This window comes from Flavobacterium cupreum (assembly GCF_003996965.1).
Taxonomy (GTDB): Bacteria; Bacteroidota; Bacteroidia; order Flavobacteriales; family Flavobacteriaceae; genus Flavobacterium; species Flavobacterium cupreum.
In genome coordinates, this window is the sequence record NZ_QWDM01000199.1 from 1 (window position 1) to 304 (window position 304).

1 protein-coding gene is annotated in these 304 nt (G+C 52.3%); it reads right to left on the reverse strand.

The genetic code is table 11. The features are described 5' to 3' along the window. Nucleotides 1-187: 187 nt before the first annotated feature. A complete protein-coding gene (locus D0817_RS27160; RefSeq protein WP_497756110.1) occupies nt 188-298 on the reverse strand; it encodes a hypothetical protein in 111 nt (36 codons plus the stop codon). Nucleotides 299-304: the final 6 nt, after the last annotated feature.

Below are 304 nucleotides of genomic sequence, written 5' to 3' on the forward strand. Positions count from 1 at the left end.
TTGTATAGGCGTCAAGTTCTTGCGTTGCTCAAATATCGGCCAGAGCAGCTTGACCAACTTGTAGGCGGCGAACATGCACGCCGCGAAAAGAAGCAGTCCGCCTAGTGTATCTTTATCCATGGTCTCTCTCTTTAGCCGCTAAAGTTCGCGTCTTTCTAGGGGTGAGTTGCGTGACACGTAAACCGAATCAAAAGAAAAGGTATCCCGCCTTGCTCATCGGGATTCGGATCAGCCAGAGCACGAAGAGGTGCGCCGGGTAGTAGGCGTAGAAGACCCAGCGCAGCCGTGAAACGTTCAAACCAAC